Here is a 22,885-nt window from a genome sequence, read left to right on the forward strand (position 1 = left end):
CCTTTCCCGGAAAAACACAAACCCCCGGGGAAGGTTCAGCCCGCCTTCCCGGTGGGAACGATGCCTTCCGGGCCCGCACGATAGGGGCGCGATTCGGACATAGGGACCGCGCTTCACAGATGCAGAAGCATCCGGCTGTTGCCAAGGGTGTTCGGCTTCACTCGTTCGAGACCCAGGAACTCGGCAACGCCCTCGTCATAGGAACGCAGCAGCTCGCTGTAGACATCCCCGTCCACCGGGGTCTCACCGATCTCGACGAAGCCGTGCTTCGTGAAGAAGTCGACTTCGAAGGTGAGGCAGAAAATGCGCCGCACGCCGAGCCAGCGGGCGGTCCGCAACAGCTTGTCCAGTACCTGGTGCCCGACTCCCGCACCCCGGACGTCCGGGTCGACGGCGAGAGTGCGGACCTCGGCGAGGTCTTCCCACATCACATGCAGTGCACCGCACCCGATGACAGTACCGTCCTCGTCGCGCTCGGCGACCCAGAACTCCTGGATGTCCTCGTAAAGCGTCACCGTGGCTTTGTCGAGGAGGATGCGGTCGCGGGCGTAGGTGTTGATGAGCTCGCGCACCGCGGGCACATCGCTGGTCCGGGCCCGACGGACGGTGACGGCATTTGATAGAGCAGCCTTGACAGATGCAGTGGACACAGCCGGACGCTATCGTCCCGGCGTGCCGGGGGTCTCGCCGGGCCCGTCGAGTTGGACGACCCGGATCGCATCGCGCAGGGCCTCGCGTTGTTCGGCCGACATCATGCCGAAGAAGGCGACGAGGGCGGCCGCCGGGTTGTCGCTGACCGACCAGGCTTCGTTCATCAGTGCGGCCGAGTACGCCGCCCGGTTCGAGACCGCCTCATATCGATAGGCCCGGCCTTCGGCTTCCCGCCGCAGCCAGCCCTTCTGATACAGGTTGTCCATTACGGTCATCACGGTCGTGTAGGCGATGGACCGTTCCTGCTGAAGGTCCTCGAGGACTTCCCGAACAGTGACCGGCCGGTTCCACTCCCACACGCGCGTCATCACGGCGTCTTCCAGTTCACCCAGGCGTCGAACCACACGCGAATAATAGTGGGAGATGTCTCGAATGCCGGTTTATCGCGGCAGCAAAAAGGGCGTACGTTCCGGGAAATTCCCTCCCGGAACGTACGCCCTGTGCAGAGCGGGGGCCGTGCGGGCCGGGACCTTCAGGCCCCGGAGCCCTCGGCCGGCTGCCGTGCGGCCTCGGCGCGGGCGAACGCGGCGTCGACGGCAGCGTCCTCCTTGGCCTTGTTCGCACCGCCCTGGCTCTTGACGATCGTCACGATCAGCGCGATGAAAGCCACCGCCATCACCACGGGCGGGACCAGCGCGGCGACATAGTCCATGGCCGTCGGCTCCTTCTGATGGGTCTGGAATGCTGCGGTTGCTGAGCGACCCGTCCAGATTACGCGTACGGCCGCGGCGATCTCCGCTAGGGCCTGTCAGGCGGGCCGCGCCGTCAGGCCCGTCGGCGGAGGGGTGGGCTTGCGGCGCGGCGGGAACACCTCGCCGGGGGTCGGAATGGGGCGGTCGGGGCGGGGCGGGCTGGGCGGCGCCGCGGGTTTCTCCGCAGGCCTTTCCGGCGCGGCGGGCCGGGCGCCCGGCTTGGGCCCGTCCGCCTCCTGCGGCGCCGTCCGCCCTCCCGGCAGGGCCAGCAGCCGGGTACGCCGAGCCACCGGCGCGCCGTCCGTGCGCGAGGCCGGCACGGCGGCCTGCGTCAGGCGTTCGCAGCGCTGCAGCAGCGCCGCGCGGCGGCCCGCCTCGGCCCTGCCGGACGTGGCCGCGCAGAGCGTGCGCAGTGCGGCCACGTCCTCCGCGCCGGGCCGGCAGCCCGCCGCCAGGGCGTCCTGGAGGCGCTCCAGATAGCCGGGCGCGGCCCCGGGCAGAGCGGAACGGTAGCGGGCGAGGTCGGCGAGGAGGAAGGCGCGCAGCCTGTCGCCCTCGTGGGCCGCCTCGTCCACGGCTTCGGCGAGCCGGAGGCAGTCCCGCACCTCCTCGGCCCGCGCGGGGCCGGGGTGCCGGAGGACGGAGTGGGGCCGGAGTGCGATGGCGAGGGCACGACGCAGAATGCGCAGCTCGTCCGCGCTGAACGCCATGCCGCCGCGGGATCCATAAGGCGTGGGCATGGGCCGACTTTAAGTGCTAAACGGACAATTTTGGCATATTCCGTCATTTCGGCGTGGCATGCGCCGGAACCCGGCCGGCGCCGGGTTCCCCCGCAAATATCCCGGGCGCGAATGCCGCCGAATACCCTCGAATGCCGGGCAGTGTCCGGAACGTTCCCCGAGTGGATCCGGATCGGCTCCGGATCCGCTCCGGATCGGATTAGGTGCGCGAGACGTTGCGCTCGTAGACCAGGCGCAGACCGATCAGCGTGAGCCACGGTTCGTGCTCGTCGATCACCGACGCCTCGCCCAGCACCATCGGTGCGAGTCCGCCCGTCGCGATGACCGTCACGTCGTCCGGGTCGTCGGCCAGTTCCCGCGCCATCCGGTTCACGACCCCGTCGACCTGGCCCGTGAAGCCGTAGAGGATGCCCGACTGCATGGCCTCGACGGTGTTCTTGCCGATGACGCTGCGCGGCCGGGCCAGCTCGATCTTGCGCAGCTGGGCGCCCCGGACGCCCAGCGCCTCCACCGAGATCTCGATGCCCGGGGCGATCACGCCGCCGACGTACTCCCCGCGCGCGCTCACCGCGTCGAACGTGGTGGCCGTCCCGAAGTCGACGACCACGCACGGCCCGCCGTAGAGCTCGACGGCGGCGACCGCGTTGATGATGCGGTCGGCGCCGACCTCCTTGGGGTTGTCCATCAGGATCGGCACCCCCGTCTTCACGCCCGGCTCGACGAGGATCGCCGGCACGTCGCCGTAGTAGCGGCGGGTCACCTCGCGCAGCTCGTGCAGGACGGACGGGACGGTCGAGCAGATGGCGATGCCCTCGACGCCCTCGCCCAGTTCGTCGCCGAGCAGCGGGTGCCTGCCCATCAGTCCCTGGATGAGCACGGCCAGTTCGTCGGCCGTGCGGCGGGCGTCCGTGGAGATGCGCCAGTGCTCCACGATGTCCTCGCCGTCGAACAGGCCGAGGACGGTGTGGGTGTTGCCGACGTCGATGGTGAGCAGCATCAGACGGCTTCTTCCCGGAGGTCCAGCCCGATGTCGAGGATCGGGGAGGAGTGGGTGAGCGCCCCGACGGCGAGGAAGTCGACGCCCGCCTCGGCGTAGGCGCGGGCGGTGTCGAGGGTGAGCCGCCCGGAGGACTCCAGGAGGGCGCGCCCTGCGACGAGTTCGACGGCCTCGCGGGTCTGCTCGGGGGTGAAGTTGTCCAGCAGGATCAGCTCCGCGCCCTCGGCGAGGATCGGCGGGATCTGGTCGATCCGGTCCACCTCGACCTCGATCGCCACGTCCGGGAACTGCTCCCGCACGGCCTTGAACGCCTCCGCGACGCCGCCCGCGGCGATGACGTGGTTGTCCTTGATGAGTGCGGCGTCCGACAGCGACATGCGGTGGTTGACGCCACCGCCGCACCGCACCGCGTACTTCTCCAGGGCGCGCAGTCCGACCGTGGTCTTGCGGGTGTCGCGGACGGCGGCCTTGGTGCCCTCCAGCACGTCGGTCCATGCGCTCGTGGCGGTGGCGATACCCGACAGGTGGCACAGGATGTTGAGCGCGCTGCGCTCGCCGGTCAGCAGGTCGCGCGTGTGCGTCCGGACGGTCAGAAGTTTCTCGCCGGCCACCACCCGGTCGCCGTCCTCGACGTGCCGCTCGACCTCGAACTCCTCGGTGCACACGACGGACAGGATCGCCTCGGCGATGCGCAGCCCGGCGACGGTGCCCGCCTCCCGGGCGGTGAAGTCCGCGGTGGCGACGGCGTCGTGGGGAATGGTGGCGAAGGTGGTGATGTCCTTGCCGCCGTCCAGGTCCTCGTCGATGGCGAGATGGGCGATGTCCTCGATCTGCAGCGGGTCCAGTCCTGCGGCGGCCAGGAGCGCGGAGAGATCGGGGTCGAGGCCGCACTCCATGGCCTCGGCGTCCGCCTCGCCGCACGCGCAGCCGGCGCCGCAGCCGGCCGCCTCCTCACCGATCTGGTGCAGCGGAAGTTCCTCGGGGGTGCCGGACATGGTGCTCACGTGCTTCTCCTCGGTGGCAGCGGTGGCAGCGGAGGTTACGGGCGGAAAGGCGGCCGTCCCGGTGGTGTAGACCGCGAGGGTGCGGTCGGGGCCGAGCGTCACCAGCAGGTGGCGGCGCCAGGCGGGGTCGTCGCGGTCGGGACGGTCCTCGCGCCAGTGGCAGCCGCGGGTCTCCTCCCGGCGGAGCGCGGCGGCGACCAGGACGCGGGCGACGAGCAGGAGGTTGGTGGCCTCCCAGCTCTCGGTGCCGGCGGCTTCCGGAGGGGCCGCGCATTCGGCGTGGAGCCGCTCCAGCTGCTCCGCCGCCGTGCTCAGGCTTTCTGCGGAGCGCAGGACGCCCGCGCCGGCGGTCATGATGCGCTGGACGGCCCGACGGGCCTCGGGGGCGACGAGGCACGACGCCGTAACGGCCTCGTCCGCCGGCTCCCTGCCCGCCGCGGCGACGGCGGACGTGCCGATGTCCGAGGCGATCCGCTCGGCGAACACCAGCCCTTCCAGCAGGGAGTTGGACGCCAGCCGGTTCGCACCGTGCACTCCGGTGCACGCCACCTCGCCGCATGCGTACAGGCCGGGAACCGTCGTCCGCCCGTACAGATCCGTCCGCACACCGCCGGAGGCGTAGTGCGCGGCCGGGGCCACCGGGATGGGCTCGGTGACCGGGTCGATGCCGTGTGACCGGCAGGCCGCCAGGATGGTGGGGAAGCGGTGCTCCCACATCTGCGCGCCGAAGTGCCGGGCGTCGAGGAACATGTGCTCCGCGCCGGTCTCCTGCATGCGCCGCATGATGCCCTTGGCGACGATGTCGCGCGGTGCCAGCTCGGCGAGTTCGTGCTGCCCGACCATGAAGCGGTGACCGTCGGCGTCGACGAGGTGGGCGCCCTCGCCGCGCACCGCCTCCGAGACGAGCGGCTGCTGTCCCTCGGACCCGGGACCGAGCCACAGGACGGTCGGATGGAACTGGACGAACTCCAGGTCCGAGATCTCCGCACCGGCGCGCAGGGCGAGCGCCACGCCGTCGCCCGTGGAGACGGCCGGGTTGGTGGTCGCGGAGAACACCTGGCCCATGCCGCCGGTCGCCAGGACGACCGCTCCGGCCCGTACGGCGCCGACGCCGTCGTTCTGTCCCTCGCCCATCACGTGCAGGGAGACGCCCGCGGCCCGGCCGTCCGCGTCTTTGAGGAGGTCGAGGACCAGCGCGTGCTCAATCGTCTTGATGCCCGCGACCCGCACGGCCTCGACCAGTGCCCGGGAGATCTCGGCACCGGTGGCGTCGCCGCCGGCGTGGGCGATGCGGCTGCGGTGGTGACCCCCCTCGCGGGTCAGCAGGATTTCGCCGGTGACATCGTCGGTGTCGAACTGCGCGCCGGTGGCGATGAGTCTGCGGACCGCGTCGGGGCCTTCGGTGACCAGCGTGCGCACGGCTTCCTCGTCGCACAGGCCCGCACCGGCGACGAGGGTGTCGTCCAAGTGCTGCCCGGGGGTGTCGCCTTCGCCGAGGGCGGCTGCGATGCCGCCCTGTGCCCAGCGCGTCGAACCGTCGTCCAGGCGGGCCTTGGTGACGACGGCGACCTTCTGCCCGGCCGCTGCGCAGCGCAGCGCGACGGTGAGGCCTGCGACGCCGGAGCCCACCACGACGACGTCGGCGTCGACCGACCAGCCGGGGCGGGGCGCGTGCAGACGTATACCGGTCATCGGTCTTCTCCGAACGCCCCGAAGACGAGAGGCATGTTGTCGATCAGACGAGTGGTGCCCACCTTGGCGGCGACGGCGAGGACGGCCTCGCCGGTGTGGTCGTCGGGGACTTCGGTGAAGTCCGCCGGGTCGACGAGGGCGAGGTAGTCGAGGTCGACCGGCGGCGTCATCTGCGCGGCCGCGTGCAGGACGACGTGAGCGGCGTGCCGGACGGCGCCCGGGCCGAGCTCGACGACGTTGTGGGCGGCGAGCAGGGCGCGCGACAGCTCGAGCGCGGAGGCCCGGTCTGCGTCGGAGAGATAGCGGTTGCGGCTGGAGAGGGCCAGCCCGTCGGCCTCGCGGACCGTGGGGACGGCCACGATCTCGACGGGGAAGTTCAGGTCGCGCACCATGCGGCGGATCAGGGCGAGTTGCTGTGCGTCCTTCTGACCGAACAGGGCGACGTCCGGGAGCGTCAGGTGCAGCAGCTTGGCGACGACCGTGAGCATGCCGTCGAAGTGGCCGGGGCGGAAGGCGCCTTCGAGCCGCTCGCCCATCGGTCCCGCCGTGACGCGGACCTGGGGCTCGCCGCCGGGGTAGACCTCGTCCGCGGCGGGGGCGAACACGGCGTCCGCGCCCGCCTCTCCGGCGACGGCGAAGTCGGCGTCGAGGGTGCGCGGGTAGCGCTCGAGGTCCTCGCCGGGGCCGAACTGCAGCGGGTTGACGAAGACCGTGACGACCACCTCGCCGTCCGCGCCGACCAGTTCACGGGCGGTGCGGATCAGGGTCGCGTGGCCTTCGTGGAGGGCACCCATGGTCATCACGACGGCACGGCGGCCGCTGCGCGGCGGCCCGTGGAGCTCCGCTGCCGTACGGGCGAGTCGGGGGGTGGTCACTTGTTGCCTCCGTCCGCGAGGACGCCGAGCAGGTCCTCCGCCAGTTCCGGCTTGAGCAGGCCGTGCGCGAGGGCACGGTCCGCGGTGGTGCGGGCCATCGCCAGGTACCCGGCGACGGCCTGGGGCGCGTGGGCGCGCAGCTCCGCGACGTGGGCGGCCACCGTGCCCGCGTCGCCGCGGGCGACGGGCCCGGTGAGGGCGGCGTCGCCGCTGCGCAGGGCGTTGTCGAGGGCGGCGCCGAGGAGCGGGCCGAGCATCCGGTCGGGGTGCTCCACGCCTGCCGTGCGCAGCAGCTCCATGGCCTGGGCGACCAGGGTGACGAGGTGGTTGGCGCCGATGGCGAGGGCCGCGTGGTAGAGCGGGCGGGCGGCCTCCTCGATCCATTCGGGCTCGCCGCCCATCTCGATGACCAGCGCCTCGGCGGCCAGCCGCAGCTCCTCGGGGGCCGTGACGCCGAAGGAGCACCCGGCCAGCCGCTGGACGTCGACCGGGGTGCCGGTGAAGGTCATCGCCGGGTGCAGGGCCAGCGGCAGGGCGCCGGCCCGCCGGGCGGGGTCCAGGACGGCGGTGCCGTGCCGCCCCGAGGTGTGCACGAGGAGCTGTCCCGGGCGGACCGCGCCGGTCTCGGCGAGGCCGGCGACGAGGCCGGGCAGGGCGTCGTCGGGGACGGTGAGCAGGACGAGCTCGGCGTGGGCCAGTACTTCGGCGGGCGCCATCACGGGGACGCCGGGGAGCATGGCCGCGGCACGTCGCCGGGAGGCGTCGGAGACGCCGGACACGGCGACCGGGCGGTGCCCGGCGAGCTGGAGCGAGGCGGCCAGTGCGGGGCCGACCCGGCCCGCGCCGACGACGCCGACGGTGAGCCGGGCGGGGCGGTCCTGGGGGCTCGGGTGCTCCGAGGAAAGGTGTGCGTTCACGCGGCGGGATGCCTTCCGTTCCAGTCCGCGGGGGTACCGGACGATTCCTTTGTCATGCTACGCGAGTGCCCCCACGTCCCTCCGGTCCGACTATCCGATGACCGGGGCGGCCCTGTGGATAACTCCGGCCGGGTGTCGGGCCGGTGCGCGATGATCGGCCCATGACCGACGACGGTGCGAAGACGGACGGTACGAGTACGGACGGCACGGGCACGGGTGTGGACCGCGCCCGCAGACTGGCGGCCCTGCACGGCGCGGAGCGGATGCTCTCGGCGAGCCCGTTCAAGGAACGGCTCGGCGAGCGGCTGGCCCGACTGGCGGCCGAGGCGCCGGACGCGTACGACCTGGCCGAATGGCCGGACGTCTACGGGGACGGGGTGGTCGCCGAGCTGGAGCGGCGGGTGGCGGAGCTGCTGGGCACGGAAGCGGCCGCGTTCTTCCCCACGGGGACGATGGCCCAGCAGGTGGCGCTGCGCTGCTGGGCGGGGCGCACGGGCGGCAACGCGGTCGCCATGCATCCGCTGTCCCATCTGGAGATGCACGAGCGGAGAGCGTATGCGCAGCTCAGCGGGTTGCGCGCGGTGCACACCACGCAGGAGCCCCGGCCGCCCACGGCGGCGGAGGTGCGGGAGCTGCAGGAGCCCTTCGGCACCCTTGCCCTGGAGCTGCCGCTGCGCGAGCCCGGTTTCCTGCTGCCCACGTGGGAGGAGCTCTGCGAGGTCGTGGAGGCGGCCCGCGAGCGGGACGCGGTGGTCCACTTCGACGGGGCGCGGCTGTGGGAGTGCGCGGAGCACTTCGGGGTCAGGCTGCCGGAGCTGGCCGGCCTGGCCGACTCGGTGTACGTGTCCTTCTACAAGTCGCTCGGCGGCATATCGGGAGCCGCGCTCGCGGGCCCGGCCTCGCTGATCGAGGAGGCCGTCGCCTGGCGGCACCGGTACGGCGGGCAGCTGTTCCAGCAGTGGCCCGCGGCGCTCGCCGCGCTGGCCGGGCTGGACCGCGAGCTGCCGCGGCTGCCGTCGTACGTGGCGCACGCGAAGGTCGTGGCCCGGGCCTTGGAGGAGGCCTTCCGCGCCGCCGGGGTGCCCTGGTTCCGGGTGCATCCGGAGGTGCCGCACACCCACCAGTTCCAGGTGTGGCTGCCGTATCCGGCCGAGGTGCTGGAGGAGGCCGGGGTGCGGTTCGCGGAGGAGACGGGCACCTGGGTGTTCAACCGCTGGTCCGATGCTCCGGTGCCCGGCATGGCGTTCACCGAGGTCACGGTCGCCGCGTCAGCGCTGGACTGGACGCCCGCAGACGTCGGGGACGCGGTCGGCGCCGTGCTGGAGCGGGCGGACGGGCTGCGCGGCTGACGGGCGGTGCACGACGGCAGCGGCGGCGCGGCGGCCCGGCCGCAGCAGACCGAGCAGAGCGGACCACCGTGCGCGGCGGGCGGCGGTGCGCTCGTCGACGACGGCCCGGAAGCGCCGCCAGGTGAGGAATTCGCGGACGGCCTGCGCCTCGCCGGTGCCCGGCGCGGGCGGCGCGGGCTCGTGGTGACGGGCGGCGCGGTGGAGGTCGAGCATGTGCTGCTGGATCGCGTTCATGCATCCCACCGTGCGGCGCCCGGAAAGCCCCCGCACCTGGATTGACCAGGACCGTCAATCGACGGCCCGACCTGCGGAGAAGAGAGGCACGATGAGCTCATGAGCGTGACGATCGACATCGCCGGGCTGCCGCCCGAGCGCCTCGTGTTCGGCCCGTCGCCCCTGGCCGAGCTGTGCGCCTCGCTGCACGCTCTGGCCGAGCCCGGGCACCACCCCGGGCTGCACGGCTGGACGACCGCGACGAACGCCTCCCTGAAGCCGGACCTCGCGGACCGGCTGTGCGAGGCCGACTTCCTGTGGAGCTCGACGTTCTCGGACATCTCCATGCCGTTCGCGGCCGTGCCCGGCACGCACGGCAGGCCCGGCGCCACGCTCTCCGAGGACCTGGACATCCTCGACCGGCTCGACGACGACATCTATGTCAACGCCGCCCTGGAGATCTCCTGCACCCAGCGGTACAGCCAGGGCGGCCCGTCGCCGCTGTCCGACCCCGCGGCCCGTGCGGAGGCCCTGGAGCGGGCCACGGCGCGCGGCCCGCGGCAACTGGCCTTCGCCCGGCGGCTCCTGGAGGATCCGCCGACGGTGCGAGCCTGGATCCGCCGCCTGTTCGAGGACTGTGCGGAGGCGTTCTTCGACGACCTGTGGCAGCGGGTGCGGGTCCAACTGGCCGCCGACGCGCGGCACAAGGCGGAGGTGCTCCGCCACAAGGGCCTGGCCGAGGCGATGGCCCAGATCTCGGCGGCGGTGTCCCTGGAGGCGGACGGCAGCCGGATCAGCGTCGACAAGATAGGCAGCGGGCGCACCACGGCGCTCGACCCGGCCGTCGGCGCGGGCGTCACGTTCGTCCCGTCCTCCGTCGGCTGGCCGCACCTGCTGGTGCTGCACGCGCCCGGCTGGCGTCCGGTCGTCCAGTACCCGGTGGCCGCGCCCGAGCTCCCCGGCCCCGCCGCGCTGGACCTGCTCCAGCGGCGGCTGGACGCCCTGGCCCACCCGATGCGCATGCGGATGTGCCGCTACCTGGCCCGCGCCGCCTTCACCACGAGCGAGCTGGCGGCAGCGAACGGCATCACCGCGCCCGAGGTCTCGCGGCACGTGGCCGTGCTGAAGAAGGCCGGGCTGATCACCACCCGCCGCCGCGGCCGCTACGTGCTGCACCAGCTGGACCTGACCGTGGTGGCCCGGCTGGGCAGCGACTTCCTGGAGGGGGTGCTGCGCTGACGGCTACTGCAGTCCGCCGCCCCCGGCCCGTACCAGGCCGCTCTCGTAGGCCATCACCACGACCTGGACCCGGTCCCGCAGCCCCAGCTTGGTGAGGATGCGGCCCACATGGGTCTTCACGGTGGCCTCGGACAGCACCAGCCGCGCCGCGATCTCGCCGTTGGACAGCCCCTGGGCCACCAGCAGCATCACCTCGCGCTCGCGGTCGGTCAGCCGGCCCAGCTCGGCGCTGGTCGGCTCCTTGACGGTGCTCGGCAGCATGGGCGTGAAGCGGTCCAGCAGCCGACGGGTGGTGCTCGGGGCGACCACGGCGTCGCCGCTGTGCACGGACCGGATGGCGCCCAGCAGTTCGCCCGGCGGCACGTCCTTGAGCATGAAGCCGCTCGCGCCGGCCTTGAGGGCGGAGAAGGCGTACTCGTCGAGGTCGAAGGTGGTGAGGATGAGCACCTTAGGGGGGTTCTCCCGGGCGCAGATGCGCCGGGTCGCCTCGACCCCGTCCAGCCGCGGCATCCGGACGTCCATCAGGACCACGTCCACGGCCGTGCCGGCCAGCGCCTCGAGCGCCTCCACGCCGTCCCCGGCCTCGGCGACGACCTCCATGTCGGGCTGGGCCGCCAGCACCATGCGGAAGCCGGTGCGCAACAGCACCTGGTCGTCGACGAGCATCACGCGGATCGACATGCGGGTTCCTTTTCTCTGCCGTTCGGTTCGGTTGGGTTCATATCAGCGGGCCACGCGTACGTCAGCGGCCGCCCGGCTTGATCGGCAGCAGCACGCTGATCCGGAAGCCGCCGCCGGGCCGCGGCCCCGCGTCCAGGGTGCCGCCGACCATGCCGACCCGCTCGCGCATGCCGATCAGGCCGTGGCCCATGCCGTCCGCGCCCCCGGACTCGTAGAGCTCGTGCTGTGCGCCCCGGCCGTCGTCCTCGACGAGCAGCCCCAGCCCGTCGTCGAAGTAGGTCAGCTGCACGCTGGCCCCGACGTCCGGTCCGCCGTGCTTGCGGGTGTTGGTGAGCGCTTCCTGCACGATCCGGTAGGCCGTCAGCTCCACGCCGCTGGGCAGCGGGCGCGGCGCGCCCTCGACCTTGAACTCCACGGGCATCCCGGCGCCCCGCACCTGTTCGACCAGTTCGCCGATCTGCTCCACGTCGGGCTGCGGGACGTACTCGCCGCCCTCCCCCGAGCCCTCCTCGGTGCGCAGCACGCCCAGCAGCCGGCGCATCTCCGTCAGCGCCTGGCGGCCGGTGCCGGAGATCGTCTCCAGCGCCTGCTTGGCCTGCTCGGGCGAGGAGTCCAGGACGTAGGCGGCGCCGTCCGCCTGCACCACCATCACGGACACGTTGTGCGCGACCACGTCGTGCAGTTCGCGGGCGATGCGGGCGCGTTCGGCGGTCACGGCCATCCGCGACTGCTGCTCGCGGTCCTTCTCCAGCCGCTCGGCGCGCTCTTCCAGCTGGGCCCAGTACGCGCGCCGGGTCCGCATGGAGTCGCCCAGCACCCAGGCGAGCAGGAAGGGCACGGTGACGAAGACCGTCGCTATCACCTCGCCGGGCACCGACTGGTGCGGCTCCGGCCAGCGGAGGGTGGCGATCGTGGGCGCGAGCAGGCCCGCGATCAGGGCGAACCGGGAGGCCCAGCGGGTGCCGCCGGACGCCACGGTGTAGACGATCACGAGCATCGCGAAGTCGGCGACGTCCGCCGAGGCACCGGTGACCACCTGGCCCACGCCGACCGCGGCCGCCAGCAGCAGCATCTTCTCCGGCGCCCGCCGCCGCAGGGCGATCACCGCGCACAGCGCGAACGCCGCGACGATCTTGACTGCGGTCGGCCCCTTGCTGCCCCCGTCCGCGATGGACAGGGCGCTCAGCATCAGCAGCAGGAGAGCCCAGAAGCTGTCCACTCCCGTGGGGTGTCTGCGGAGGAAGTCGTAGAGGCGCTGCACGTCACCCAGCGTAGGCACGTCGGGTACGTGCCGGGGTCAACCGGACGATCGATCCGTCGACTCCTCCTCTACTCCCCAAGGTGGAGGCACCGGGACCGCCGTGCGCGCATACGGTGTGCCTATGGGAAGCGAGAGGACCAGGCCCGACCCGTCGTGGCGGCCCTGGCGGGAGGCGGCGGAGGCCGCACTGTACGGCCCCGGCGGCTTCTACCGCCGCCCCGAGGGCCCGGCCGGTCACTTCCGCACCTCGGTGCACGCCTCCCCGCTCTTCGCGGGCGCGGTCGTGGAGCTGCTGCGCCGCGTCGACGCCGCGCTCGGGCATCCGGCGGAGCTGGCGTTCACCGATATGGGCGCGGGGCGCGGGGAGCTCGTCACGAGCGTGCTCGACCGGTGCCCGCCGGAGCTGGCCGGGCGGCTGCGCCCGTATGCCGTGGAGCTCGCGGACCGGCCCGCCGGGCTGGACGGGCGCATCACCTGGCTGGACGAACCCCCGACGGGGACGGAGGGCCTGCTGTTCGCCAACGAGTGGCTGGACAACGTGCCGCTCGACGTCGCCGAGGCGGACGGCGAGGGCACGGCCCGCCGGGTCCTGGTCCGCCCCGACGGCGAGGAGCTGCTGGGCGACCCGGTCTCCGGGGAGGACGCCGCCTGGCTGGAGCGCTGGTGGCCGCTGGAGGGCGCCCCGCCCGGCAGCCGGGCCGAGATCGGCCGCCCCCGCGACGCCGCCTGGGCCCGGGCCGTGGGCGGACTGCGGGCGGGGCTGGCCGTCGCCGTGGACTACGCCCACGAGCGCGCCGCACGGCCGCCGTTCGGCACCCTGGCCGGCTTCCGCGAGGGCCGCGAGGTGCGGCCGGTGCCCGACGGCTCGTGCGACATCACCGCGCACGTGGCGCTCGACGCCTGCGCGGGCCCGGGCGCCTCGGTGCTCAGCCAGCGCGAGGCGCTGCGCGCGCTCGGCGTCGACGGCCGCCGTCCGCCGCTCGCGCTCGCCTCGTCCGACCCGGCCGCCTACGTACGGGCGCTCGGCGCGGCCGGCGAGGCGACGGAGCTGACCTCCCCCGGCGGCCTGGGCAGCTTCGGCTGGCTGCTCCAGCCGGTGGGGCCGGCCTGCGCGGACGTGCTGGGCGCGGGTGCCGGGGACAGCTGAGAAACTGTCCTCATGACGGAGACGACAGTCGGCATCGGCGGCGCGGCGGAGAGCACCGACATGGTGCTCAACATCGGCCCTCAGCACCCGTCCACCCACGGTGTGCTGCGGCTGCGCCTCGTCCTCGACGGGGAGCGGGTCCGCAGCGCGGAGCCGGTCATCGGCTATATGCACCGGGGCGCGGAGAAGCTGTTCGAGGCGCGCGACTACCGGCAGATCATCATGCTCGCCAACCGCCACGACTGGCTGTCGGCCTTCTCCAACGAGCTCGGCGTGGTGATGGCCGTGGAGCGGATGCTGGGCATGGAGGTGCCCGAGCGGGCCGTGTGGCTGCGCACGCTGCTGGCCGAGCTCAACCGGGTGCTCAACCACCTGATGTTCCTGGGCTCGTATCCGCTGGAGCTCGGCGGCATCACCCCCGTCTTCCACGCCTTCCGCGAGCGCGAGGAGCTCCAGACGGTGATGGAGGAGGTCTCCGGCGGCCGGATGCACTACATGTTCAACCGCGTCGGCGGCCTCAAGGAGGACCTGCCCGCGGGCTGGCTCGGCCGGGCCCGGCACGCGGTGGCCGAGGTCCGCTCCCGGATGGACGTCTACGACCGGCTGGTCCTCGGCAACGAGATCTTCCGCGGCCGGACGCGCGGCGTGGGCGTCCTCGCCCCGGAGGCGGTGCACGCCTACGGGGTCAGCGGGCCCATCGCCCGTGCCTCCGGCGTCGACTTCGACCTGCGCCGCGACGAGCCGTACCTGGCCTACGCCGAGCTGGCGGACGTGCTGAAGGTCGTCACCCGCGAGGAGGGCGACTGCCTGGCCCGCTTCGAGTGCCTGCTGGAGCAGACGCACAACTCCCTGGAGCTGGCGGACGCCTGCCTGGAGCGGCTGGCGGAGCTTCCGCCCGGCCCGGTCAACCAGCGGCTGCCCAAGGTGCTCAAGGCGCCCGAGGGCGCGACCTACGCCTGGACGGAGAACCCGCTCGGCCTGAACGGGTACTACCTCGTCTCCAAGGGCGAGAAGACGCCGTACCGGCTGAAGCTCCGCTCGGCGTCGTTCAACAACATCCAGGCGCTGATCGAGCTGCTCCCGGGGACCCTGGTCGCGGACATGGTCGCGATCCTGGGCTCGATGTTCTTCGTCGTGGGCGACATCGACAAGTAGGGTCCCGGCCGCGGCCGGGACCCCCGGCCGCTACGAGATCGCGCTGCGCAGTTCCGCGACGTCGATCTGCTCGGTCTCGTCGTGCGCGGTCAGGTCGATGACCTTGGCGTCCGCGTCAGCCCCGGCCTCGGCCTCCGCCTCGGCGAGCGCCTCCTCGCCGACGACATCGGCCAGATCCTGCTCCTCCACCGGCTTCGAGGAGGCGGCCGGGACGCGGCCGGTGCCGAAGAAGTCGAAGCCGCCCTGGGCGCGGGAGGCGGGCCGCCGCGCGGGGGTCTGCGGGACGAGGGCCGTCGAGGGCCCGGCCGCCGGCTTCGCCCCGGACGGGGCGTGGGCCTCGGATTTGGCGGCGGCCTCCGACGGGGCCTCGGGCTCGCCCGCCGCGTCGGCCTCCGGCTTCTTCGCCTCGGCCTTCGGTGCGGGCTTCGCCTCGGACTTCGGCGCGGGCTCGGATGCGGACTCCGGCTCGGGCGCGGACTCCGGCCCGGTCACCGGCTCCGGGCTGCGGGCGGCGGCCGCCTGCTGCCGTGCCGCGTTGCGCTCCAGGTTGCGCAGCGCGTCGGCGGCCTTGCGGAAGACTTCCGCGCCGGGCCGCGCCTCCTCGGCGCCCGGGCGGTCCGCGGTGGCGGGCTCCAGCTCGTTCGCCGTCTTCGCCCGGGCGAGCAGGCGCCGCCCCTCCAGGGCGCTCGCGCGCCCGGTCTCGGCAGTGGCGTAGCGGCGCAGCAGGTCGGCGTGCTCGGTACGGAGCCGGGCGAGCTCGGCGCGCTTGGTGCGGAGCTTGGCCTCGACGCGGGCCTTGGCCAGGCCCGCCTCCTCCAGGTCCGTCTCCAGCTCGGCGATGCGCTCGTCGGTCTTCCACTCGTCGCGCGCCCGGGCGGCGGTGAGCTGGGCGACCCGCTTGCCCGCGGAACGGTCCCAACGGCGCATCAGCACAGCACCGACGACCGCGGCGGCGGAGGCCGCGACGGCCAGGCTGCGGATGAGGAGCGTTTCCTCCACCAACCAGGCACCGGCGGCGCAGGCGACCGATGTCGCGGCGACCGTCGATGCGGGAAGAAGCCGGTGCAGGGGTGCGGAATGGCGGTGGCGTCCTCGTGGCATGGCCTGAAACTTACCGTGCGTTGCCACACGCGTGTGACCCCACCACCAAACTCTTCCCTTGATCTTACTTCTCCCCTACTTCACGCGTTCCCCGGCTTCCCCTCTTCGCCGTCTCCCGTCACTGCGTCACTTGGCCACCAGTCCCTTGTCCTTGAGGTACTTCGCGGCCACATCCGCGGGCTTGAGCCGCTCGGCGTCGACCTTCTTGTTGAGTTCGGTGAGATCGGCCGTGGTCAGCACCCTGGTGAGCTTGGCCAGCGCTTCTTCGATCTTCTGCGAACCCGCCTTCCGGTTATTCACCACCGGCAGGACGTTGTCGGAGTTCTGGAGCTTCTTGTCGTCCGCGAGCAGGACCAGGCCGAACTGCTTGAGCGTGGCGTCCGTGGTCGTGGTCAGCAGCAGCTGGTCCTTGCCGTCCTTGACCGCCTGCTTGGCCTGGGTGCTGCCGACCTCCAGCGGGTCGATGCCGGTGACCTTGATCCCGTAGGTCTTCTCCAGGCCCGGCCGGCAGAAGGGCCGCTGGGAGCATTCGTCACCGGCCGCGATGCGTACCGCCTCCCCCGACTTTCCAAGATCGGAAAGCGTCTTGAGGTGGTGTTTCTCCGCGAACTCGGCCGTGACGGCGAAGGCGTTCTGATCGACCGCCCGGCCCGGGTCGAGCACCTTGAGGCCGCGCGGCTCGGCGAGTTTGCGCAGGGCCTTCACCGTCGCATCGGCATCGGGAGAAGCGACGGCGGGGGCGTCCTTGCCGTTCTGCTTCTTGTTCAGGAATTCCGCGAGCGTCGCCGCATACTCCGGGACGACATCGACCTGCCCCTTCTCCAGCGCCGGTTCATACAGCTCACGCGCATCGACGGTCTTGATCGAGGTCGAATATCCGGCGTCCTTCAGCAGCCCCGCATATATCTCCGCGAGCACCTTGGACTCGGTGAACGACGCCGATCCGATCACCAGCGAGCCCGAGCCCCCGCCGGAGCTGCCGCCCTCGCCGGACTTCTCCAGGCTGTTGCCGCCGCACGCGGCGAGGCCGGCCGTCAGGGCCACGGCGGCTATCGCCGCCGGCAGGGCGCGGGCGGTCCGCGCCCTGCGCGGGGTCCTGGTCATGCGTACTCCATTCCGTCGGGGCGGCCGTGGCGCCGGCGCAGCGGGTCCAGCCCGCGCTGCGCGAGGACGAAGACGCCCTCGACCAGCAGGGCCAGCACGGCCACGAGCAGGGCGCCGGCCACCACCTGTGCGGTGTCGGTGAGCCGGAAACCGGCGGTGATGATGCGCCCGAGGCCGCCGCCCCCGGGCAGGGCGGCCAGCGTCGTCGTGGCCACGACCTGGACGGCCGCGGAACGGATGCCGGTGACGATGAACGGGAAGGCCAGCGGCAGTTCGACCCGGGCCACTATCTGACAGCCCGTCATACCCATGCCGCGGGCGGCCTCCACGACGCCCCGGTCCACCTCGCGCATGCCCACATAGGCGTTGGTGAGCAACGGCGGTATCGCGAACAGGACCAGCGCGATGACCGTGGGCCACGAACCGTGCGTACCCAGCGGGCTGAGCAACAACAGCACCAGCACCGCGAACGTCGGCACCGCGCGCCCCGCGTTGGAGATGTTCACCGCCAACGCGCCGCCGCGGCCCAGGTGGCCGAGCAGCACGGCCACGGGCAGCGCGATCGCGCACGAGATCAACAGGCATGCAGCGGTGAGGAAGAGGTGCTGGCCGAGCCTGTGCCACACGCCCTCCGCGCCCGTCCAGTGGGAGCCGGTGGACAGCCACGTCCACGTCCGTGAGACGACGTCCATCAGGCCGCCACCGCCTCGGTGCCCGCGGGCCGTTCGGCACGGCGGCCCGTACGTCTGCGCGTACGCGTCCACGGCGTCAGCAGCCGCTGGACCAGCAGCAACAACACATCGGCCCCTACGGCGAGGACCACGCACAGCACCGAGGCCGTGAGCACCTGCGCCTTGAAATAGCTGTGCATGCCTTCATAGATCAGATTCCCCAGGCCGCCGTATCCGATGATCGCGCCCACCGTGGTGAGCGAGACGGTGGAGACCGTGGCGATCCGCAGACCGGCCATCAAGGCGGGCAGGGCCAGCGGGAGTTCGACGCCGAACAGCAGCCGGACCGGCCCGTAGCCCATGCCGCGCGCCGCCTCGCGGGCCTCCTCCGGGACGGCGGCCAGACCGGCCAGGATGTTGCGCACGAGGATCGTCAGCGAATACAGCACCAGGCCCGTCACCACGACGGCCGCCGACAGCCCGAACACCGGCACCAGCAGCGAGAACATCGCCAGCGACGGCACCGTGTAGAGCACCGTGGTCAGCCCGAGGACCGGGCCCGCCACGCTGCGCCGCCTGCGCGCCAGCAGGGCCAGCGGAAGGGCGACCAGCAGCCCCAGCGCGACCGATGCCACCGTGATGCCGACGTGCTGCAGCACGGCATCCGTGAGCTCCTGCCCCCGCGTCCGCACGTACTCACCGCAGATCCAGTCGTTGGTGATCAGGCAGTTCCCGTCCGCCGCCATCCGTGCGCTCACCTCCCCCTCGGCATTCACCGTCGGTTACTGGCGACCCTAACCCCCGGCACCGACAATCGCCTCCGGCGAGGCCTCCTGCCATCCGGCAGCAACATTGTTCGACCACAATGGGGTGTCATGATCCGCTTCGAGCACGTGACCAAACGCTTCGCCGACGGCACGACCGCCGTGGACGACCTGTCCTTCGAGGTGGCGGAGGGCGAGCTCGTCACGCTCGTCGGACCGTCGGGGTGCGGCAAGACCACCACGATGAAGATGGTCAACCGGCTGATCGAGCCGACCAGTGGCCGCATCCTGGTGAACGGCGAGGACATCGCGGCCGTCGACCCCGTCGAGCTGCGCCGCCGCATCGGCTACGTCATCCAGCAGGTGGGCCTCTTCCCGCACAAGACGGTGCTGGAGAACACGGCCACCGTGCCGCACCTGCTCGGCTGGCAGCGCAGGAAGGCCCGCGAGCGGGCGGCGGAGCTGCTCGACCTGGTCGGCCTCGACCCGGCCGTCTACGGCGACCGCTACCCCGACCAGCTCTCCGGCGGCCAGCGCCAGCGCGTCGGAGTGGCCCGCGCCCTGGCCGCGGACCCGCCCGTCCTGCTGATGGACGAGCCCTTCGGCGCCGTCGACCCCGTGGTGCGCGAACGGCTGCAGAACGAGTTCCTGCGGCTGCAGTCGCAGGTGCGCAAGACGGTGCTCTTCGTCACCCACGACATCGAGGAGGCCGTCCGGCTGGGCGACCGCATCGCGGTCTACGGGAACGGACGCATCGAACAGTTCGACGCACCGGCTGCGGTGCTGGGGGCACCGGCCACCCCGTACGTGGCCGACTTCGTCGGGGCGGACCGGGGACTCAAGCGGCTCTCCGTCACCGCGATCGAGGCGGGCGACCTGGAACAGCCGCCGGTGGTGCACCTGGAGGACCGGCTTCCGGAGGCCGCGGAACGGCTCGCCCGGGAGGGGGCGCGGTGGGCAGTGGTCCTCGACGACGCGGACCACCTGCACGGGTGGGTGGACGCGGGGGCGCTCCACGGGAGCAGTGGCACGGTGCGGGACCATGCGCGGCGCATGGATGCCTGGGTGCCGGTGGGGGCTTCGCTGAAGCAGGCGTTCAGCACGATGCTGCAGCACGACGCCGGGTGGATCGCGGTGCTCGGCGGGGACGGTGCCGATCACTTCGTGGGCGTACTCACCCCTGCCCTGCTGCACGAGGCGCTGCGGAGGTCGATCGGGGCCGATGCCGTGGGCGCTGCGCGCAGCGAGGTGGATGTGGCCACGGTGCCGGGGGCGTAGGTTCGTCGTCGGGTGCGGGTGCGTTGTGGCTGGTCGCGCAGTTCCCCGCGCCCCTTCGGGGCGGGGGCTACGCCCCCTCTTCGTCCTCGTCCTCCGGGAGTTTGCAGACGCGCTCCATGAAGAAGGCCGCCGCTACCACACACGCGCCCGCCAGGACCGATGCGCCGGCGTAGATCGCCTGGTCGCGGCGGGCCGGGGCCTGGACGCCGTCGATGAGGAGGAAGGCTCCGACGCCGCCGTACATGCCGGCCACCAGGGCCGCGACCAGGGCGCTCGCCTGGCCGAAGACGACCGCGCGGGCCGCCACCAGCGGGTCGACGCCCTTGGCGCCGGGGCGCCGCTCGCGCTGCGCCCGCAGCCGGGCGCGCAGCGAGAGGGCCGTCGCCGCGAGGGTCACGGCGATGACGGCGAGGACGATCGGAGCCGCCACGGGCACGCTCGGCAGTGTGCCGAAGGCGTCCCACAGCCGGGCGCCGCCCCAGGAGACCACCCCGGCCACGACGAACAGGCCGGCCAGCACTCCGATCCGCAGCTGCTTCACCTGTCCGTCGCCCCTCGTCGTCCTTCGTTCTCATGCACGGGATGAACCACTCCGCCCAACGGTCAGTCGGGCAGTCGGAGTTCCAGGTCGGCCCGGGGCTCGACGCCCTCGCGGCCGAGCCCGTCCAGCAGCTCGGCCACCCGGCCACGGCCCGGAACAACAGCCTCCGGATCCACGTCGTACCACGGCGCCAGCACGAAGGCACGTTCGTGCGCGCGCGGATGCGGCAGCGTCAGCCGCGGATCGTCGGAGATCACGTCCTGGTAGGTGACGATGTCGACGTCGATCGTCCGCGGGCCCCAGCGCTCGTCGCGCACGCGCTCGAAGGCCTCCTCGATGGCGTGGCCGCGCTCCAGCAGGGAATCCGGCGGGAGCGTCGTCTTCACCAGGACGACCGCGTTGTAGTAGGACGGCTGCGAGCCCGGGGTCACGCCCCAGGGCTCCGTCTCGTAGACCGGGGACACCGCCTTCACCCGCAGGCCCGGGGTGTCCTCCAGCGCGTCGACCGCGCCCTGCAGCGTCTCCAGGCGGTTGCCCAGATTGCTGCCCAGGGAGATCACGGCCCACTGGGGATTGCTCAACGTCACATCGGCGGCGTCCACCTGCTCCACCACGGAGGCGGGCACCGGCTGCACGGTCGGGTCGCTGCTGCTCATACTCGGCTCCGGGTGATCGTGACCGTCACATCGTCGAAGGGCACGGTGATCGGGGCGTCGGGCTTGTGCACGACGACCTCCACCTCCCGCACCGGATCGTGCTTGAGGCACTGCTGGGCGATCCGCTCGGCGAGCGTCTCGATGAGGTCGACCGGCTCGCCCTCGACGATCGCGGCGACCTCCTCCGCCACGATGCCGTAGTGGACCGTCTTCGTGAGGTCGTCGGAGGCCGCGGCGGGCCGGGTGTCCAGGCTCAGCACCAGGTCCACGATGAAGGTCTGGCCCTCCTCGCGTTCGCGGGGGAAGACCCCGTGGTGGCCGCGAGCCTTCAAGCCGCGCAGCGCGACACGATCCACACGAATCACTCCTGCTGGTCGTCGGGACGGGGTGCGTCCCATCCCCTCGGGGCCGGGTCGCCCACTTCGAATCTACCTGCGAGCACCGACAGCGCTCGCCCACGGGGGCTATGGACAAGGAGTGCGCGCGGTGCTAGCCGACTCCCGCCGCGCTTACCCGGAGGCCCCGTGATCCACCCTTACCCGGCCCTCATACAGCTCGAACGAGTGATCACATATCCCTCACACTGACGCCCCGAACACGCCCCGAACACGCCCCGAACATGCCCCGGACCGTTCCGGATCAGGCTCGCATCAGGCTGCCGACGGCCCCGGGCTCTCCCCCTCCTCGGGCTCCTCCTCGTCCTCGCTCGCGAGGACCGGGGAGCCGTGGTGGGACCAGATCCGCCACTCGTCGCCGCTGCGCCGGAACACATTGGTCGCCACGACCAGCTGTCCCACCAGCGGCCCCAGCTCGCCCTCCGACTCGGCCGGGCCGCCGCTGAGGATGTTCTCGGTGCACGTCACCAGGGCCGTGTCACCGGCCACCGCCACCTCGACGTCCGTCAGGAAGAACTGGATGTACTCGGTGCTCGCCATGATCAGGGCGAACGACCGGAGTACCTCGCTCCGCCCGCGCAGCACCGGCCAGCCCGGGTGCACGCAGGACACCTCGACCTCGGGGTCGTCCAGCCACAGCCGGTCCATCGCCGTCGTGTCGCCGCGCTCCACCGCCTCGTAGAGCGCGGTGTTCGCCCGCTCGACCTGCTCGCTGTCCGTCGGGACCGAGGTCACGCGGCTCCCTCCACGGCACGTACCACCCGCACGGCGTCCGCGCTGGCCCCGACCTCGTGCACCCGGACCGCCCAGGCGCCCTCGCGCGCGGCGAGGGCCGAGACCGCGGCGGTCGCCGCGTCCCGCTCCCGGGCGGGCGGCGGCGGATCACCCTCCTGCCCGGCCAGCACCCGGCCCAGGAACCGCTTGCGGGACGCGGCCACCAGCATCGGCAGCTCCAGCTCCGCCCGGAGCCGGCCCAGGTGGGCGACCAGCGCCAGGTCGTGCTCGGCGTTCTTGGCGAAGCCCAGGCCGGGGTCCACCACGATCCGGTCCGGCTCGATGCCGCCCGCGACCACCGCGTCCACCCGCTGCCGCAGCTCGGCGAGCACCTCGCCGACCACGTCCCGGTAGACCGCCCGGCTGTTCATGTCCTGGCTGAAGCCCCGCCAGTGCATCACCACGAAGGGCACCCCGGCCGTCGCCACCGCGGGCACCATCGCCGGGTCGGCGAGCCCGCCGCTCACATCGTTGACCAGCACCGCACCGGCCTCGATCGCCGCCTCCGCGACGCTCGCGCGCATGGTGTCCACCGACACCACCACGCCCTCGCCGACCAGCTCGCGGACCACCGGGACCACCCGGCGCAGCTCCTCGCTCTCGTCGACCCGCACGGCGCCCGGGCGGGTCGACTCGCCGCCCACGTCCACCAGGTCGGCGCCGCCCGCCACCAGGTCGAAGCCGCGCTTGACGGCCGCCGCCGGGTCGAACCAGCGCCCGCCGTCCGAGAACGAGTCGGGCGTGACGTTGACCACGCCCATCACCGCACAACGGTCCCACTCGGGCAGTCCGACCGGCCTGGTACGGCCGCGCAACGTACTCATGCACCCAGCCTAGGGCGTGCCGGATGGGTCGGTGCGGGCCCGGGCGGGACATGCGGCGAGGGCGCCCTCCCCGCTGCCCGGGGAAGGCGCCCTCGTCATGGCGT

At 72.6% G+C, this 22,885-nt stretch carries 25 protein-coding genes and 1 pseudogene; 5 read left to right on the forward strand and 21 right to left on the reverse strand.

The window, feature by feature from the left end; translation table 11 throughout:
* Positions 1 to 113: 113 nt before the first annotated feature.
* From ACMATS_RS16860 to ACMATS_RS16900, 9 genes and pseudogenes are all read right to left on the reverse strand, one after another.
* Positions 114 to 650 carry an amino-acid N-acetyltransferase gene (locus tag ACMATS_RS16860; protein ID WP_390776839.1) on the reverse strand — a complete coding sequence of 179 codons (537 nt, stop codon included), beginning with the start codon at positions 648 to 650 and terminating at the stop codon, positions 114 to 116.
* Positions 651 to 659: 9 nt separating this feature from the next.
* A complete protein-coding gene (locus tag ACMATS_RS16865; RefSeq protein ID WP_390776840.1) occupies positions 660 to 1,055 on the reverse strand; it encodes a BlaI/MecI/CopY family transcriptional regulator in 396 nt (131 codons plus the stop codon).
* 128 nt (positions 1,056 to 1,183) lie between these two features.
* Positions 1,184 to 1,363 (reverse strand): hypothetical protein, encoded by a 180-nt coding sequence (locus ACMATS_RS16870; protein WP_227723055.1) that lies wholly within the window; start codon positions 1,361 to 1,363, stop codon positions 1,184 to 1,186.
* A gap of 96 nt (positions 1,364 to 1,459) precedes the next feature.
* Positions 1,460 to 2,143, reverse strand: a complete 684-nt coding sequence (locus ACMATS_RS16875; RefSeq protein ID WP_414168332.1) for a hypothetical protein — start codon at positions 2,141 to 2,143, stop codon at positions 1,460 to 1,462.
* 199 nt (positions 2,144 to 2,342) lie between these two features.
* Entirely contained in the window at positions 2,343 to 3,140 is a 798-nt protein-coding gene (locus ACMATS_RS16880; RefSeq protein ID WP_390776842.1) for a type III pantothenate kinase, read from the reverse strand.
* Positions 3,140 to 4,135, reverse strand: coding sequence for a carboxylating nicotinate-nucleotide diphosphorylase (gene nadC / locus ACMATS_RS16885; protein ID WP_390777378.1), 996 nt, complete (start codon positions 4,133 to 4,135; stop codon positions 3,140 to 3,142). The genes ACMATS_RS16880 and nadC overlap by 1 nt, the downstream gene beginning before the upstream one ends.
* A gap of 30 nt (positions 4,136 to 4,165) precedes the next feature.
* Positions 4,166 to 5,836, reverse strand: a pseudogene (locus ACMATS_RS16890) (L-aspartate oxidase); the annotation flags it as partial.
* Positions 5,833 to 6,711 (reverse strand): pantoate--beta-alanine ligase, encoded by an 879-nt coding sequence (gene panC / locus ACMATS_RS16895; RefSeq protein ID WP_390776843.1) that lies wholly within the window; start codon positions 6,709 to 6,711, stop codon positions 5,833 to 5,835. The pseudogene ACMATS_RS16890 and the gene panC, both read right to left, overlap by 4 nt.
* Positions 6,708 to 7,628: a Rossmann-like and DUF2520 domain-containing protein gene (locus tag ACMATS_RS16900; RefSeq protein ID WP_414168333.1), complete on the reverse strand. Its 921-nt coding sequence runs from the start codon at positions 7,626 to 7,628 to the stop codon at positions 6,708 to 6,710. Before ACMATS_RS16900 ends, panC begins: the two co-directional genes overlap by 4 nt.
* A gap of 161 nt (positions 7,629 to 7,789) precedes the next feature.
* Here ACMATS_RS16900 and ACMATS_RS16905 point away from each other — a divergent pair, with 161 nt between their 5' ends.
* The gene (locus ACMATS_RS16905) at positions 7,790 to 8,977 is read left to right on the forward strand and encodes a threonine aldolase family protein (RefSeq protein ID WP_414168334.1); all 1,188 of its coding nucleotides are present in this window, start codon (positions 7,790 to 7,792) and stop codon (positions 8,975 to 8,977) included.
* Here ACMATS_RS16905 and ACMATS_RS16910 read toward each other — a convergent pair.
* A complete protein-coding gene (locus tag ACMATS_RS16910) occupies positions 8,897 to 9,211 on the reverse strand; it encodes a hypothetical protein (RefSeq protein WP_390776845.1) in 315 nt (104 codons plus the stop codon). The genes ACMATS_RS16905 and ACMATS_RS16910 overlap by 81 nt on opposite strands.
* 99 nt (positions 9,212 to 9,310) lie before the next feature.
* On the opposite strand from ACMATS_RS16910, the gene ACMATS_RS16915 reads away from it, so the two are divergent.
* Entirely contained in the window at positions 9,311 to 10,429 is a 1,119-nt protein-coding gene (locus ACMATS_RS16915) for a DUF5937 family protein (protein WP_391152790.1), read from the forward strand.
* A 3-nt stretch (positions 10,430 to 10,432) separates the two neighbouring features.
* Here the strand turns inward: ACMATS_RS16915 and ACMATS_RS16920 are convergent, their stop codons facing one another.
* On the reverse strand, positions 10,433 to 11,110 hold the full coding sequence (locus ACMATS_RS16920) for a response regulator transcription factor (protein WP_414168335.1): 678 nt from the start codon (positions 11,108 to 11,110) through the stop codon (positions 10,433 to 10,435).
* Between the two features lie 61 nt (positions 11,111 to 11,171).
* Positions 11,172 to 12,371, reverse strand: a complete 1,200-nt coding sequence (locus ACMATS_RS16925) for a sensor histidine kinase (protein ID WP_414170740.1) — start codon at positions 12,369 to 12,371, stop codon at positions 11,172 to 11,174.
* 121 nt (positions 12,372 to 12,492) lie between these two features.
* On the opposite strand from ACMATS_RS16925, the gene ACMATS_RS16930 reads away from it, so the two are divergent.
* Complete coding sequence (locus tag ACMATS_RS16930; RefSeq protein ID WP_391152784.1) at positions 12,493 to 13,518, forward strand: SAM-dependent methyltransferase; 1,026 nt, start codon at positions 12,493 to 12,495, stop codon at positions 13,516 to 13,518.
* Positions 13,519 to 13,530: 12 nt separating this feature from the next.
* The gene (locus ACMATS_RS16935) at positions 13,531 to 14,673 is read left to right on the forward strand and encodes an NADH-quinone oxidoreductase subunit D (RefSeq protein WP_390776849.1); all 1,143 of its coding nucleotides are present in this window, start codon (positions 13,531 to 13,533) and stop codon (positions 14,671 to 14,673) included.
* Positions 14,674 to 14,703: 30 nt separating this feature from the next.
* Here ACMATS_RS16935 and ACMATS_RS16940 read toward each other — a convergent pair whose 3' ends face one another.
* The 4 genes from ACMATS_RS16940 to ACMATS_RS16955 all read right to left on the reverse strand — a co-directional run bounded on the left by ACMATS_RS16940 (position 14,704) and on the right by ACMATS_RS16955 (position 18,295).
* Positions 14,704 to 15,774 carry a hypothetical protein gene (locus ACMATS_RS16940; protein WP_414168336.1) on the reverse strand — a complete coding sequence of 357 codons (1,071 nt, stop codon included), beginning with the start codon at positions 15,772 to 15,774 and terminating at the stop codon, positions 14,704 to 14,706.
* Positions 15,775 to 15,900: 126 nt separating this feature from the next.
* On the reverse strand, positions 15,901 to 16,878 hold the full coding sequence (locus ACMATS_RS16945; RefSeq protein ID WP_414168337.1) for an ABC transporter substrate-binding protein: 978 nt from the start codon (positions 16,876 to 16,878) through the stop codon (positions 15,901 to 15,903).
* Positions 16,875 to 17,570, reverse strand: a complete 696-nt coding sequence (locus ACMATS_RS16950) for an ABC transporter permease (protein ID WP_414168338.1) — start codon at positions 17,568 to 17,570, stop codon at positions 16,875 to 16,877. Before ACMATS_RS16950 ends, ACMATS_RS16945 begins: the two co-directional genes overlap by 4 nt.
* Positions 17,570 to 18,295 (reverse strand): ABC transporter permease, encoded by a 726-nt coding sequence (locus ACMATS_RS16955; RefSeq protein WP_414170741.1) that lies wholly within the window; start codon positions 18,293 to 18,295, stop codon positions 17,570 to 17,572. The genes ACMATS_RS16950 and ACMATS_RS16955 overlap by 1 nt, the downstream gene beginning before the upstream one ends.
* A 129-nt stretch (positions 18,296 to 18,424) precedes the next feature.
* On the opposite strand from ACMATS_RS16955, the gene ACMATS_RS16960 reads away from it, so the two are divergent.
* A complete protein-coding gene (locus ACMATS_RS16960; RefSeq protein ID WP_414168339.1) occupies positions 18,425 to 19,591 on the forward strand; it encodes an ABC transporter ATP-binding protein in 1,167 nt (388 codons plus the stop codon).
* 67 nt (positions 19,592 to 19,658) lie between these two features.
* On the opposite strand, the gene ACMATS_RS16965 is transcribed toward ACMATS_RS16960, so the two are convergent.
* The 5 genes from ACMATS_RS16965 to folP all read right to left on the reverse strand — a co-directional run bounded on the left by ACMATS_RS16965 (position 19,659) and on the right by folP (position 22,781).
* A complete protein-coding gene (locus tag ACMATS_RS16965; protein WP_390776853.1) occupies positions 19,659 to 20,132 on the reverse strand; it encodes a DUF3180 domain-containing protein in 474 nt (157 codons plus the stop codon).
* Between the two features lie 62 nt (positions 20,133 to 20,194).
* Complete coding sequence (folK, locus tag ACMATS_RS16970) at positions 20,195 to 20,788, reverse strand: 2-amino-4-hydroxy-6-hydroxymethyldihydropteridine diphosphokinase (RefSeq protein ID WP_390776854.1); 594 nt, start codon at positions 20,786 to 20,788, stop codon at positions 20,195 to 20,197.
* Entirely contained in the window at positions 20,785 to 21,144 is a 360-nt protein-coding gene (gene folB, locus ACMATS_RS16975; RefSeq protein ID WP_390776855.1) for a dihydroneopterin aldolase, read from the reverse strand. The genes folK and folB overlap by 4 nt, the downstream gene beginning before the upstream one ends.
* Positions 21,145 to 21,438: 294 nt before the next feature.
* Positions 21,439 to 21,918, reverse strand: a complete 480-nt coding sequence (locus tag ACMATS_RS16980; protein ID WP_390776856.1) for a nuclear transport factor 2 family protein — start codon at positions 21,916 to 21,918, stop codon at positions 21,439 to 21,441.
* Complete coding sequence (folP, locus tag ACMATS_RS16985; RefSeq protein ID WP_414168340.1) at positions 21,915 to 22,781, reverse strand: dihydropteroate synthase; 867 nt, start codon at positions 22,779 to 22,781, stop codon at positions 21,915 to 21,917. The genes ACMATS_RS16980 and folP overlap by 4 nt, the downstream gene beginning before the upstream one ends.
* Between the last annotated feature and the right edge of the window lie 104 nt (positions 22,782 to 22,885).

The organism is Streptoverticillium reticulum, assembly GCF_047456005.1.
Lineage (GTDB): Bacteria > Actinomycetota > Actinomycetes > Streptomycetales > Streptomycetaceae > Streptomyces > Streptomyces reticulum.

Coding starts and splice junctions, on each gene's coding strand:
- ACMATS_RS16875 (WP_414168332.1), bottom strand. CDS start 2,143: ATGCCCACGCCTTATGGATCCCGCGGCGGCATGGCGTTCAGCGCGGAC.
- ACMATS_RS16920 (WP_414168335.1), bottom strand. CDS start 11,110: ATGTCGATCCGCGTGATGCTCGTCGACGACCAGGTGCTGTTGCGCACC.
- ACMATS_RS16945 (WP_414168337.1), bottom strand. CDS start 16,878: ATGACCAGGACCCCGCGCAGGGCGCGGACCGCCCGCGCCCTGCCGGCG.
- ACMATS_RS16930 (WP_391152784.1), top strand. CDS start 12,493: ATGGGAAGCGAGAGGACCAGGCCCGACCCGTCGTGGCGGCCCTGGCGG.
- nadC (WP_390777378.1), bottom strand. CDS start 4,135: ATGTCCGGCACCCCCGAGGAACTTCCGCTGCACCAGATCGGTGAGGAG.
- ACMATS_RS16940 (WP_414168336.1), bottom strand. CDS start 15,774: ATGCCACGAGGACGCCACCGCCATTCCGCACCCCTGCACCGGCTTCTT.
- ACMATS_RS16950 (WP_414168338.1), bottom strand. CDS start 17,570: ATGGACGTCGTCTCACGGACGTGGACGTGGCTGTCCACCGGCTCCCAC.
- ACMATS_RS16910 (WP_390776845.1), bottom strand. CDS start 9,211: ATGAACGCGATCCAGCAGCACATGCTCGACCTCCACCGCGCCGCCCGT.
- ACMATS_RS16955 (WP_414170741.1), bottom strand. CDS start 18,295: ATGGCGGCGGACGGGAACTGCCTGATCACCAACGACTGGATCTGCGGT.
- ACMATS_RS16870 (WP_227723055.1), bottom strand. CDS start 1,363: ATGGACTATGTCGCCGCGCTGGTCCCGCCCGTGGTGATGGCGGTGGCT.
- folP (WP_414168340.1), bottom strand. CDS start 22,781: ATGAGTACGTTGCGCGGCCGTACCAGGCCGGTCGGACTGCCCGAGTGG.
- ACMATS_RS16935 (WP_390776849.1), top strand. CDS start 13,531: ATGACGGAGACGACAGTCGGCATCGGCGGCGCGGCGGAGAGCACCGAC.
- folK (WP_390776854.1), bottom strand. CDS start 20,788: ATGAGCAGCAGCGACCCGACCGTGCAGCCGGTGCCCGCCTCCGTGGTG.
- ACMATS_RS16915 (WP_391152790.1), top strand. CDS start 9,311: ATGAGCGTGACGATCGACATCGCCGGGCTGCCGCCCGAGCGCCTCGTG.
- ACMATS_RS16960 (WP_414168339.1), top strand. CDS start 18,425: ATGATCCGCTTCGAGCACGTGACCAAACGCTTCGCCGACGGCACGACC.
- ACMATS_RS16880 (WP_390776842.1), bottom strand. CDS start 3,140: ATGCTGCTCACCATCGACGTCGGCAACACCCACACCGTCCTCGGCCTG.
- ACMATS_RS16905 (WP_414168334.1), top strand. CDS start 7,790: ATGACCGACGACGGTGCGAAGACGGACGGTACGAGTACGGACGGCACG.